We start from the raw sequence: 12,594 nt of genomic DNA, 5'->3' as shown, positions 1-12,594 counted from the left end.
ATGGCGCTGGACCTGTACCGTGGACCAAGGCGTGTGCACACCACTTTTGAGGTTCTCGCCATGGGTGAAGGTACCGTCCTCGAAGCGCGAACGCGACAGGGCCGTGCCGGGCTGGATGGCCGGGTCGAAGCGCGACTGCGCCATGAACAGGTAGTTGTCGCCCGACTCGGCGAAAATATGCCCGGCCTCGCGCTGGATCAGGTCGCCCAACACATCGTTGGGTACACGACCACACAGGCAACCGAGGACTTTGCCGCCGGCCTTCACGGGCTGATAGAACATCAGCGTTACTTCGTCGTGAAAGCGCGAGGACGACGGGCCGATGCGCAGGGTCAGGGGGTCGCTGTAGGGGCCATGCAGAAACGGCGCCTTCAGCCCTTGGGCCAGCGCCGAAGTCTGCTCGATACGTGGCGTACCCCGCTGTGGCCAGGTCGAGGTGATAAGGCTGCCAGCGGCATCGACGAGAAACAGCTCGGAAAAATCTTCGGCCTGCGCCAGCTTGTCCCGCAACAACGCGCTGTCGGGTTGCGCGAAGCCTTGCGCCAGCTGTTCCGCCACTTCAGCCAAGTGCTCCCACTGTTCGCGGGCCCAGTCCTGCAGCAAACGCACGCGGGTCTGGGCAATGGCTTCAAAGGTTTGCTCGATCTGCGAGTAGCTCGACCGGTTGACGTGGCACGCCCAGCCCATGCTGAGCTTTCCAGTTTTACCGAACCAGGGCAGCCAGCCCTTTTCACTCGATGACAACTCCATGGACTCACTGGAAAGCGACATTATCTTCACCATACGCGACATCAAATGGCAATCTGATAGCAAGTCGCACGCCAACGGCGGGAGAAGTGATTATTGGGGAGTTACCGGCGTTTAATGCACAGCCCTTGTGCAGGACCGCTACGGGATAGCCTTGTACGCACCAGCAAGGGGCAATATGGCTGCAATCAGGCCCTTGACTGAATTGTGGCAAAGAGACGCCAGAACTGCTCGCAGATCGCACAACAGTTCGATAATCGCACAAATTCCACCAAACCCTCTCTACTGTTGCCCTATCTTGCGGCACGCTATAGCGAAAGTCAGCAAGCAATTGCAAGTGCTGAGTGGCCTCATCGCTTCACACGCGCCGGCCAGCCCGACAACCACAACTCCAGGAACAACCAGGAGCTCGCCTTGATCAATAAAACGTACGAGTCCATCGCCAGCGCGGTGGAAGGGATCACCGACGGATCGACCATCATGGTCGGTGGCTTCGGCACTGCCGGCATGCCGTCCGAGCTGATCGATGGCCTGATCGCCACCGGCGCCCGCGATCTGACCATCATCAGCAACAACGCCGGCAACGGCGAAATCGGCCTGGCCGCCCTGTTGATGGCGGGCAGCGTGCGCAAGGTGGTCTGCTCGTTCCCGCGCCAGTCCGACTCCTACGTGTTCGACGAACTGTACCGCGCCGGCAAGATCGAACTGGAAGTGGTGCCCCAGGGCAACCTGGCCGAGCGCATCCGCGCAGCGGGCTCCGGCATTGGCGCGTTCTTCTCCCCGACCGGCTACGGCACGCTGCTGGCCGAAGGCAAGGAAACCCGTGAAATCGATGGCCGCATGTACGTGCTGGAAATGCCGCTGCACGCCGATTTCGCACTGATCAAAGCCCACAAAGGTGACCGTTGGGGCAACCTGACCTACCGCAAGGCCGCACGCAACTTCGGCCCGATCATGGCCATGGCCGCCAAGACTGCCATCGCCCAGGTCGACCAGGTTGTCGAACTCGGTGAACTGGACCCGGAACATATCATCACCCCGGGTATCTTCGTCCAGCGCGTGGTCGCCGTTAACGGCGCTGGCGCTTCTTCGCTTGCCAACGCTGTCTGAGGCCTGCCATGACCATCACCAAAAAGCTCTCCCGCACCGAGATGGCCCAGCGCGTGGCCGCAGACATTCAGGAAGGTGCCTACGTAAACCTGGGTATTGGCGCACCGACCCTGGTCGCCAACTACCTGGGTGACAAGGAAGTGTTCCTGCACAGCGAGAACGGCCTGCTGGGCATGGGCCCAAGCCCGGCGCCTGGCGAGGAAGACGATGACCTGATCAACGCCGGCAAGCAGCACGTGACCCTGCTGACTGGGGGTGCCTTCTTCCACCATGCGGACTCGTTCTCGATGATGCGCGGCGGCCACCTGGACATCGCTGTGCTGGGCGCATTCCAGGTGTCGGTGAAAGGCGACCTGGCCAACTGGCATACCGGCGCTGAAGGCTCCATCCCTGCCGTAGGTGGCGCGATGGACTTGGCTACTGGCGCGCGCCAAGTGTTCGTGATGATGGACCATTTGACCAAGACGGGTGAAAGCAAGCTGGTGCCTGAGTGCACCTACCCGCTGACTGGCATTGGTTGCGTCAGCCGTATCTACACCGACCTTGCCGTGCTGGAAGTGACGGCTGAAGGGCTGAAAGTGGTCGAGATCTGTGCAGATATCGACTTTGATGAGCTGCAAAAGCTGAGTGGCGTGCCGCTGATCAAGTGATCGTCAGAACCGCGCAGGCATCCGCTGGCCTGCGCGGTTTTGTTGCAAGAATGGCCTTGTGACCCGCCCGGGTCACACTGCGGCCCCAAGGTTCTCAGCTGCGCAGCAAAAATCGCCGGTGCCGCCATGCGGCCCGACCCTGGCGCAAGGCCTCCCCTAAAGGAGTTCAGGCTTCGCCCACGCACGCCTGCACTTCGACTTCCAGCTCTCCAACGCCAGCGCCGAAGCCACGGTTGAACGTAGGCTTTAGTGCCCCACCGTGCCTGGGATCAGGCCTGCCCCTGTGCGGGGATGCTCGCGACACGCAGGTGGGAGGGGCGACGGCGCGTTGAAATCGCAAAGCGACGCCGCGCTCACGGGATGATTTTTCGATCCATTGGCGGTTATAACCTAATAACGAACAAGTCTATTTGGCTATAAAAAAATCTATATGCTGGCTGTATCCGATAACGGGCAAAGTTGGGCAGTCGAGTAGCGTATGGATGTAGGTTCTTTTGGTTTCACCATTGCGGGACTGGTCGTGGGTTTCATCGTCGGTATGACCGGCGTCGGCGGCGGTTCGCTGATGACCCCGATCCTGTTGTGGTTCGGCATCAACCCGGCTACCGCTGTCGGCACCGACCTGCTGTATGCCGCCATCACCAAGGCCAGTGGCGTCTGGGTGCATGCGCGCAACAAAAACATCGACTGGAAGATCACCGGGCTGCTCAGCCTGGGTAGCGTACCTGCCGCGGCGTTGACCCTGTGGTTCCTCAGCACCCTGCATACCGACACCTCGGCGCTCAACGCGATCATCAAGCAAGGCCTGGCGGTAGTGCTGATCCTGACCGCGCTGGCCATCTTGTTCAAATCGCGCCTGCAGGCTTTCGCCAACCGCCACGCCGGTGATCACTACCACCTCAGCGACCGCAGCCTGAACACCCTGACTGTGCTGACAGGCGTAGTGCTGGGCGTGATGGTTACCCTGACCTCCATCGGTGCTGGTGCCCTGGGTACCGTGGCGTTGTTCCTGCTGTACCCATTCCTGGTCACCCGCCGCCTGGTCGGTACCGAAATTGCCCACGCCGTGCCGCTTACCCTGGTAGCAGGCCTTGGCCATGCCGGCATGGGTAACATGGACTGGTCGCTGCTGGGCTACCTGCTGCTGGGTTCGCTGCCGGGCATTTACCTAGGCAGCCACCTGACCGGGCGGATCTCCGACCGCGTACTGCGCCCGTGCCTGGCTGCGATGCTGCTGCTGATCGGGTACAAGTTGGCGTTCTGACCTTCAGGCAAGGCGCAGCCGCCACTGCCCGGTAAAACTCAACTCCAGGCGTGACAGCGGCAACACGTCGATACGCTGACTGGCGTCCATCGGGCAACCCAATACCTGCACCAGCATCGCACGCATGACCATCGGGTGAGTCACCGCCAGCCACTCACCCGGCCTGTCGAAGGCCGCCAGCCAGGCGGCCATGCGCATGCAAAGCGCGGCAAACGACTCCCCTCCATGCACCGCACTGGCCGGGTCCTGCAGCCATTCTGCCAACGCCTGCGTGTGCTCGGCTTGCAGCTGCTTCAACGACAAACCTTGCCAATGCCCCAGGTCGCAGTCAGCCAATGCGGGCTCGACCTCTACCGTGCCTGAGAAGCACGCTGCTGTCTCGCGGGCACGGCGCTCTGGCGCTGTCAGCAGTTGCAGGTTAGGCAAGTTGCCAGCGGGCGGGCGCGCCAGCGGCAAAATGACATCGTCCACGCAGTGCAGGCGCCCGGTCTTCTGGGCCTGGGTCAGGGCATGGCAGATCAGGGTCAGGCGGATGGCTTTCACCAGGCGTTACTCGTAGCGGGCTGGGGCGCATGGTTTAACATGCCGCAACGCGTTTGGCTGCAACAAGATCGATTGATGACTGCCATTACGGCGATCTGCCACCATGAATTACTGCATTCCCGTTTCGTCCCAGTAGTGACCATTGACAACAGGGACGTCGACGCATGACCGATATGACACGTCGCTCGCTGGTGGGCCTGGGCATGGCCTTGCCGCTGCTCGGGCAGATCAACTGGGCCAACGCTGCACCACCCTCTCCGGCCGCTGATAGCGGCCCAGTGCGCATCAACTACAATGAGAGCCCTTGGGGGCCGAGCCCCGCAGCATGCGAGGCGATGCGCGAAGGCATCGACCAGTGCGGGCGCTACCCCTACGAAGCGCAATACCAATTGATCGACACGTTCGCCGCCAAGCACGGCCTGGCGTCAGACCAGGTGCAAGTGTTCTGCGGCTCGAAACTGGCGCTGCAGCACGCGGTAATGGCCTTTACCGGACCTCGCAGCCTGGTGGTACCCGAACCCTCCTACGAAGCGCCAGCCGAGGCGGCCAGCGGGCGAGGTAGCCAAGTGCACCGGGTTGCCCTGACCGCCAGCCACGCCCACGACATCGACGCCATGCTGGCGGCTGACCGCGCACCCGGGCTGATCTACCTGTGCAACCCCAACAACCCCACTGGCACGCTAACCCCGCGCCAGGACATCGAGCGCCTGCTGGCACGCAAGCCGACGGGTAGCGTGGTGGTGGTGGACGAGGCCTACATTCATTTCAGCGATGCGCAAAGCTGTATCGACCTGGTGAGGGAACACCCCGGACTCCTGGTGTTGCAGACTTTTTCCAAGCTGTTCGGCATGGCGGGCGCGCGCCTGGGCCTCGCGATCGGCCAGGCGCCGCTACTGAAGCGGCTGGAAGTGTATGACGGCGAGAACGTCGCACCCGCCCCTACCTTGCTGGCTGGCCTGGCGAGCCTGCAGGATCGCCAGCTGGTGGCCCAGCGCAAGGCCGCCAACGCCCATCTGCGCGAACAGACCGTTGCCTGGTTGGCCGAACGCGGCTGGCGCTGTACAGCGTCGCAGACCAACTGTTTCATGATCGATATGCGCGCGCCTGGGCAGCCGGTCGTCGAGCGCCTGGCCAAGGAAGGGGTGCTGGTCGGGCGGATCTGGCCTAGCTGGCCCAACTGGGTGCGGGTGAGTGTGGGCAATGACCGCGATATGCAACGCTTTCGTACAGCGTTTGCCAAGGTGGTAGCGGGCTGAGCGCATCGACCCCATCGCCGAGCCAGCTGCCATAGGCACTTCACAAGCCTGAAGGGCTGCGGTAGCCCAGCGGGGGCTGGCTTGCCGGCGATGCACCCAGCTCAGCCGAGCATCATTACCGCCCCCCACACTGGCAGCGCCATCACCAGCCCCACCGCCAGCTTCGGCCAGTACGGCAGTAGCATTACCAGCAGCATCCCCGCCAGCGATATCGCCCCTAGGCAGGCCACAGGCCCCATAGCCCAACCCCACGCCTGGGCACACAGCACCAGGCTGACCAGCAAGGCAAGCCACCCGGCCCCACGCAAGACGACCCGCAGCAGGCGTGGGCAGGCCCGATTCCAGACTTGCTGGTAATGCCGCTCCAGCCCTTGGCACAGCCCAAGCATTCCGGCGTAGGCAAACAACATCCCGCCTGTAATCCACATCATCATGCCCCGGCCTCCATCCGCCGCCCTGCCCTGGCCTTGTGGGGTGCCGGTTGTGCTTGCTGAACCCGCCAGGCCACCAGCCCAAGCAAGGCTCCCAGTGCCAGCGCGCACGCTACAACCCCTAGGCGCATTGGGTCGTCCAGGCCGCCGAATGCCACCAAGCCAATGCACAGCAACGCCGTCAGCAGCAGTTGCTCAACCCACGCCCGGCGGGCCGGCCTGACACCCGCATGCAGCAGCGCCAGCAACCAGACCCCAAAGAATGCGCGCACCTCCCAGCTCTCCCGCTGCAGCAACTCCACCGGCAACAGGCGGTTGGCCCACAGCAGCCCCACACATGCCAGCAGCAAACCGCTGATAAAGCCGACGTTACACACCTCGGCCAAGCGGTACCCCCGGCGCGCTGAAGGCTCGGCGGTATCAGTGGCGTATTTACGCCCGCGCTTCACGCAGAACAGCACAAGGCCGCTGGCGATCATCAGGCAACTGACCAGCCCGCAGATGAAATACAGCCAGCGCAGCGGGTAGCCACCGAACTGGGCGAAGTGCAGGCCGACCATCACCCGCTGGGTAAGGGGTACCGCACGCAATTCCGGCACGTCACGGAGCAGTTGCCCGCTGACCCCATCGAAGACCATCGCCTGGCCCTTGGCCAAGGCAATACGGTTGCCCAGCCCAGGGCGGATCTCGATACGCGCCGCTGCGGTGTTGGGGTTGCGAATGTTCAAACCGGCGAGTGGCCCCAGCCGAGCCTCGGCCAGGGCCAGCAGCGGCGCCACATCGACCAGCCCAGCGGGTTCCCTGGCCAGACCACGAGGCTGCTCCAGGCGGGTATTGCCCTGCGCCTGGAAGTAGGCGCGGCTGTCGCCATCGAACAGCGCATCGACCCCGGCCGGGATGTAGACCAGCATGAAGATCACCAGGCCGGTGTAGGTGATCATCAGGTGGAACGGCAGCAACAGCACTGCGCTGGCGTTATGGAAATCCAGCCACGAGCGCTGGCCTTTGTTGGGCCGGAAGGTGAAGAATTCCTTGAAGATCTTCTTGTGGACGATAATGCCGCTGACCAGCGCAGCCAGCATCACCAGGGCCAGCGCGCCGACCACGAAAATGCCCCAGTTGCGTGGCAGGTCGAGGGTGAAGTGGAAGCGGAAGAAGAAGTTGCCGCCGACACTGTCGCGCACGTCGATCGCCGCGCCGGTGCCAGGGTCGAGCTGCACACCCCCGCCATGGCGCCGCTCTCCGGTAGACACGCGCAACCCGGGCGAGCGCTCGCTCGGCAGGCTGATGTTCCAGTTGCCGGCTTGCGGCTCGTGCGCCTGCAGGTAGGCGATGGCGCGCCGGGCGGCATCGGCCTGGGTTACTTGGGTAGCCGGAATTTCCGGCTGCATCCAGTGGTTGAGTTCCTTGTCGAACACCGCCAGCGTACCGGTGACGAAGATGGCGAACAGCAGCCAGCCGAAGATCAGCCCGGCCCAGGTGTGCAGCCAGGCCATCGACTGGGTGACGGTCTGCTTCATGCCAGCCACCCCAGCGCTTGTGGCCAGAAGCCGACCAGGCTCAAGGGTACAGCCAGGGCAAGCGGCGCCCAGGCGCGCAGTGCATTACGGCAGGCAAAGGCCCAGAGCATGGCGACGGTGTAGAAAATGAACGCCGGCAGGGTCGCGACGATGACCGCATCGCTGGCGGGCAGCGGCAGAATGCGGGCCAGGCAGGCGCTGGCGGCGTAGCTGAAGGCATAGCCGCCGAGCAACGCGGCGCAGCTGCGGGAGAAGATCTGTAGCCAGGCAGGGGCTTTGATCATCGGAGATTCCTTGGGGTCCGGTGATGAGGCCGCAGCTGTTGTGCGGCCCTCGGATCAGAAGTTGATATTCAGTGCAGCGAACACCGCCCGGCCCGGCTGGTTATAGGTATTGGCCCCCGAGGTGCTGGCGTTGCCGCCACGCAGGATCTGCTTGTCGAACACGTTGTTCACCCCAACCCGTACGTCGTAGTTGGCGTTGAACTTGTACCCGGCGCTCACGTCCACCAGGCCATAGGCCTCGACATCTTCCTGAGCGGTCTCGTCGTAGTCCTGCTCGGTGCGGTAGTTGTAGGTCGGCGATTTCTGCTTGCCGAACCAGGTCCCCGCCACCTGGAACGACAGCTGTTCGGTAGCGCGCCAGTCAAGGGTGGTGTTGACGGTGTATTCCGGGATCACTGACAGCGGCTCGCCAGTCTCGCGGTTGTCGTTGTCGAGCATCCAGGTCAGGTTGGTGTTCCAGTCCAGGGTCGGACTCAGCTCGATGAAGAAGTTACCTTCTACACCTTCCACCCGCGCTTTGCCGGCGTTGTCCCACTGGGTCACGCGGCTACCGGTGCCGATGGTGTACAGCACATCGGTGTCACCGATGATCTTGTTCTTGTAGTCGTTGCGGAAGTAGGTGGCACTGGTGCGCCAGCTGCCACGGTCGTAGAGCAGGCCGATTTCCTTGTTGACGCTGATCTCGGGCTTGAGGTCGGCGTTCCCCTGCAGGTAGCAGCCACCGTTATTGGTCTGCTGCACGCTGCAGCCATTGCCACGGCTGTACAGCAGGTAATTGGGGTTGGACTGGAACAGGTTCGGCACCTTGTAGGCTCGGGCAATGCCGCCCTTTACCGACAGGGCTTCGGTCAGTTTGTGAGACAGGTTGAAGCTGGGGCTGAAGTTGTCGCCGAAGGTTTCGTGGTGGTCGAAACGCAGGCCCGGAGTAAGGGTGGTATCGCCGACGATGATGTTGTCCTCGACAAATACCGCGTAGCTGCGTGCCGTCATCTTCGAGCTGCTGCGATCAAAACCCACCAGCCCGCCAGTGCTGGTGGGGTCGGAGCTTTGTGGGCGCAGCGAGCCCTGGTCATTGAGGGCTTCGTACAGGTACTCGCCACCGAGTGTCAGCACATGCTCGGTGCTGCCCATGGCAAATGGCAGGTTCACCTCGCTGCTCAGGCGCGTATTGCGCAGGCGCGACATCGCCCCTCCCTCGTCGCTGGGCGCGCCTTCGGTACGCCCGGCCAGGCCCTCGTTGAGGCGCCAGGTGCGTACGTATTCGTAGGCCAGCGTGGTCTTGCTGGTACCCCAGGTGAAATCCCCCAGGTGGGTCAGGTCGTAGGTGCTGCGCTGCATCACGTTGGTTTCGTGACCGTAAAGGCTGGAAACGAAGTCGACGTCACCCCCGCCGTTGCTGTTCATGGTGTCGCCGGCAAAGATATTGCCCTGGCGACTGTAGCCGGCGCTGGCTTCCAGGCGGTGCTCATCGTTCAGTTTCCAGCTCAGCAGGCCATTGATGTCCTTGTTGCGCACCCCTTCACGGCCTGCTACCAGGGCACTGGTGGCGTGGCCGGCGTTGATGTCTAGATCATCGGCGTCGGTCTTCGCCAAGCCTCCGTACAAGCGGAAGCCGAGGTTATCGGTAAGGCCACCGCCAAGGTTGAAGTTGGCGCGGCGGCTGGCGCCTTCGGCGCTGTCTTCGGGCATTTGGGTGTACAGGCTGACACTGCCTTTGAGCGCATCGGTGGGGCGCTTGGTGATGATATTGACCACCCCGCCCATGGCGCCAGAACCATAGCGCGCCGCGGCCGGGCCACGGAGGATCTCGATGCGCTCGACCGCTTCGGCCGGCACCCAGTTGGTTTCGCCACGGGTATCACGGTCGCCGTTCCAGCCGTAGCGCACAGCGTTGCGCGCGCTGGACGGCTTGCCGTCGATGAGGATAAGGGTGTTTTCCGGCCCCATGCCGCGCAGGTCGATCTGGCGGTTGTTGCCCCGGGCGCCACTGGCGCTGTTACCGGTGAGGTTGACGCCTGGCTCACGGCGGATGATATCGGACAAGTCATTGGCCGGTGGGTGGCGCTTGATGTCTTCGGCGGTGATGATTGACGAACCCAAGGCCTGGCGGGCCTCGCGTTCGGCAGTGACCAAGGTGTTCTCGATCACCAGAGCGTTGTCGGCCAGCGGTACTTCCAGCACTTCACCCCCATGCTGATCTTCGGCGTCCGCCGCAGTGGCCATCATGGCCGGTGACGCCAGCGCGACGAACGCCAGGGCCAGGCTGTTAGGTGAAGTTCTGTGCTGCATGGTACATCTCCTGCGATTCATGAGCGAAAAGGCACATCCTTGTCACGAACCGGGAGCCATCGCCCACCGGCCCGCAAATACAATCTGGCGGCCAACAGGGGAGGTAAATATAGGGAGCTTCAAATGCGAGTAAATCTTATTTACGAAGTTTACATGTTTGTAACGGAACTTTGCTGGACCCGCGGGATAGAGCCGTTGCCGTGACCAAGTCGACAGGGGGCCGAAGATCACCCCGATCAGCAGCCCGGCGATCTCGCCAAGGCTGCACGTGCTGGCGGGTGCAATGCATCGCCTGCTTTGCGGGATGAGACAGGCAGGGGTTACCAGCGCCACGCTGGTGGGGCTCACGCTGTTGCGCTGAGCCCTACCAGCTTGCGTTTGCCTAACATCGAGACACTATGCCAACGCTGGCTCTTGCTCCAGCAACGACCAACCGCCCTGCCCATCCACCTCCAGCCGATGGGTATGGAACGCTGCCAGCGTGCTACGGTGCCCGACACTGACCAGCAGTGCACTCGGCAACTCCGTACGCAACAGCGAGTACAAGGCGTGCTCAAGCCCTTCATCCATCGCGGAGGTCGACTCGTCGAGAAACACCACCTGCGGCCGGTTGAACAGCACCCTGGCGAACGCCAGGCGTTGTTGCTCACCTACGGAGAGGATGTGTGACCAGTCGCGGTTGATATCAAGGCGTTCGGCCAGGTGGGCCAGGTTGACCTGGCGCAGCGCCTGCTGCATTCGCCCTTCATCCTCCGGCATGCCGGCTGCCGGATAAGCAATGACGGTACGTAAGTCACCCAACGGCAGGTACGGGCGCTGTGACAAGAACAAGGCCTGATGGCCCATTGGCCGCCTGACCTCACCTATGGCATACGGCCAAAGGCCGGCCAAGGCACGTAGCAGCGTGGTCTTGCCGCTGCCCGATGGCCCTTTGATCAATAGTGCCTGACCGGCATGCAGGCTCAGCTCAAGGTCGGAGATAAGGGCATGACCGTCCGGGCGCAACACCTGCAGGCGAGCGATCTGCAGCACATGTGCCTGTTGCTCGGTGAACACCCTGGGCAAGGCACTCGCTTGCTGATTGGCATCCAGGAAGCCCGTCAGACGATCGAGGGTGGCGCGGTACTGGGCGAATGCATCATACGATTCACGGAAGAACGACAGCGAATCCTGCACCTGGCCAAACGCCTGGGAAGTCTGCATGACATCCCCCAGCTTGATCGCCCCACTGAAAAAGCGTGGTGCCTGAAGAATGAAAGGGAACACCACGGCAACCTGGCTGACGCCCAGGTTGAAACCACTGAACTTGAGGTTCCGGAACACCAGCGCCCAGGCATTCACAATCAACGCAGCAAAGCGGCCCAGCAAAGTGCCCCGCTCGACCTGAGCACCTTGGTAGAAAGCGATGTTCTCGGCATTCTCACGCAGACGCATCAGCGCGTAGCGGAAGTTGGCGGTGAGTTTTTCGTTGAGGAAGTTCAGGCGGATCAGTGGGCGGCCGAGACGGAAGGCGATCCAGGTAGCCACGATGACATACAGGTATACGGCAAACACCATCGCCCGGGGTATCTCCACCCCGCCAACCGCCAGGGGGGCCGACAGCCCCCACAGAATACCGGTGAATGCCACCAGCGAGACCAAAGCACTGACCGCACCCAGGGCCAGGCTAACCGAGTTGCTGACAAAGGCGTTGGCGTCCAGTTCGATACGCTGGTCAGGGTTGTCCACGGGCTCGGCGAGGAACTGGCCACGGTAGTAGGCGTCACCGTGCATCCAGTCGTGGGTGAGGCGCTCGGTCAACCACACGCGCCACTTGATGCTGAACGCTTGGGTGACATAAAAGGTGAACAGGGAGCGCAGCACGTGAATGGTAGCCAGTATCGCGAACACCCCGAGCAGGTACCAGAAGGCGGCTTGGTCAAGGCCTTGCAATGCGCTGTAGAAACCGTTGTACCAGAACGAGAACAGTACATTGAGGCGGACTGAGAACAGCGTCAGCACCAGCAGCAGGGCAAATACCAGCAACGGTCGCCAGCTGCGCCTGAAACTGAAATAGGGCCCGGCAAGTTGCCAGAACTGGCTCCCCCAGCGCGTGTAACGTACGGCCAATAGGGCGGCGGCCGTGAAACCGATAAGTGTGATGAACGAGGCGGTTGCCAGCCAGCTCAGGCTCTCTTGCAGGGCCTGGTGCCAGTTCATTTCCATGGTAGGTATCCGTGCAGGGTATTTCCGCGAGCGTAGCATTGCCCTGCGATTCTTCAGGCATAAATGACGCTTATTTCATTTTCGCGTTGGGCGTTATGCAGCCGCTCTGCAGGAGACCGCGGGTGGTATGGTTTTCAAGGCACAAAGACAAAACCCCTACCTGCATGTGCAGATAGGGGTTTTGCGAAATGAATCTTGACGATGACCTACTCTCACATGGGGAAACCCCACACTACCATCGGCGATGCATCGTTTCACTGCTGAGTTCGGGATGGGATCAGGTGGTTCCAATGCT

The 12,594-nt window shown here is 62.3% G+C and carries 10 protein-coding genes and 1 rRNA gene; 4 read left to right on the top strand and 7 right to left on the bottom strand.

The genetic code is table 11. From position 1 onward, the window contains the following. Positions 1-1,161: 1,161 nt before the first annotated feature. The 3 genes from DMX11_RS07120 to DMX11_RS07110 all read left to right on the top strand — a co-directional run bounded on the left by DMX11_RS07120 (position 1,162) and on the right by DMX11_RS07110 (position 3,771). Positions 1,162-1,857 (top strand): 3-oxoacid CoA-transferase subunit A, encoded by a 696-nt coding sequence (locus DMX11_RS07120; RefSeq protein ID WP_110743853.1) that lies wholly within the window; start codon positions 1,162-1,164, stop codon positions 1,855-1,857. Positions 1,858-1,865: 8 nt separating this feature from the next. Beyond that, on the top strand, positions 1,866-2,507 hold the full coding sequence (locus DMX11_RS07115; RefSeq protein WP_110743852.1) for a 3-oxoacid CoA-transferase subunit B: 642 nt from the start codon (positions 1,866-1,868) through the stop codon (positions 2,505-2,507). Positions 2,508-2,985: 478 nt separating this feature from the next. After that, a complete protein-coding gene (locus DMX11_RS07110; RefSeq protein WP_110743851.1) occupies positions 2,986-3,771 on the top strand; it encodes a sulfite exporter TauE/SafE family protein in 786 nt (261 codons plus the stop codon). A gap of 3 nt (positions 3,772-3,774) precedes the next feature. On the opposite strand, the gene DMX11_RS07105 is transcribed toward DMX11_RS07110, so the two are convergent. Then, complete coding sequence (locus DMX11_RS07105) at positions 3,775-4,314, bottom strand: histidine phosphatase family protein (RefSeq protein ID WP_110743850.1); 540 nt, start codon at positions 4,312-4,314, stop codon at positions 3,775-3,777. Between the two features lie 164 nt (positions 4,315-4,478). Here DMX11_RS07105 and DMX11_RS07100 point away from each other — a divergent pair, with 164 nt between their 5' ends. Further along, positions 4,479-5,570: a pyridoxal phosphate-dependent aminotransferase gene (locus tag DMX11_RS07100; protein ID WP_110743849.1), complete on the top strand. Its 1,092-nt coding sequence runs from the start codon at positions 4,479-4,481 to the stop codon at positions 5,568-5,570. Between the two features lie 101 nt (positions 5,571-5,671). On the opposite strand, the gene DMX11_RS07095 is transcribed toward DMX11_RS07100, so the two are convergent. From DMX11_RS07095 to rrf, 6 genes are all read right to left on the bottom strand, one after another. Further along, on the bottom strand, positions 5,672-6,004 hold the full coding sequence (locus tag DMX11_RS07095) for a DUF3325 domain-containing protein (protein WP_110743848.1): 333 nt from the start codon (positions 6,002-6,004) through the stop codon (positions 5,672-5,674). Further along, positions 6,001-7,521 (bottom strand): PepSY domain-containing protein, encoded by a 1,521-nt coding sequence (locus tag DMX11_RS07090; RefSeq protein ID WP_110743847.1) that lies wholly within the window; start codon positions 7,519-7,521, stop codon positions 6,001-6,003. The genes DMX11_RS07095 and DMX11_RS07090 overlap by 4 nt, the downstream gene beginning before the upstream one ends. Then, positions 7,518-7,805, bottom strand: a complete 288-nt coding sequence (locus DMX11_RS07085; protein WP_110743846.1) for an iron transporter — start codon at positions 7,803-7,805, stop codon at positions 7,518-7,520. The genes DMX11_RS07090 and DMX11_RS07085 overlap by 4 nt, the downstream gene beginning before the upstream one ends. A 54-nt stretch (positions 7,806-7,859) precedes the next feature. Then, positions 7,860-10,094 (bottom strand): TonB-dependent siderophore receptor, encoded by a 2,235-nt coding sequence (locus tag DMX11_RS07080; RefSeq protein WP_110743845.1) that lies wholly within the window; start codon positions 10,092-10,094, stop codon positions 7,860-7,862. Positions 10,095-10,490: 396 nt separating this feature from the next. Next, positions 10,491-12,299 (bottom strand): ABC transporter ATP-binding protein/permease, encoded by a 1,809-nt coding sequence (locus tag DMX11_RS07075; protein WP_110743844.1) that lies wholly within the window; start codon positions 12,297-12,299, stop codon positions 10,491-10,493. 193 nt (positions 12,300-12,492) lie between these two features. Next, positions 12,493-12,594, bottom strand: a 5S ribosomal RNA gene (gene rrf, locus DMX11_RS07070); the annotation flags it as partial.

Source organism: Pseudomonas sp. LB-090624, from assembly GCF_003205205.1.
In the GTDB taxonomy this organism is placed as follows: domain Bacteria; phylum Pseudomonadota; class Gammaproteobacteria; order Pseudomonadales; family Pseudomonadaceae; genus Aquipseudomonas.
This window is presented reverse-complemented; position numbering and strand designations above follow the sequence as displayed.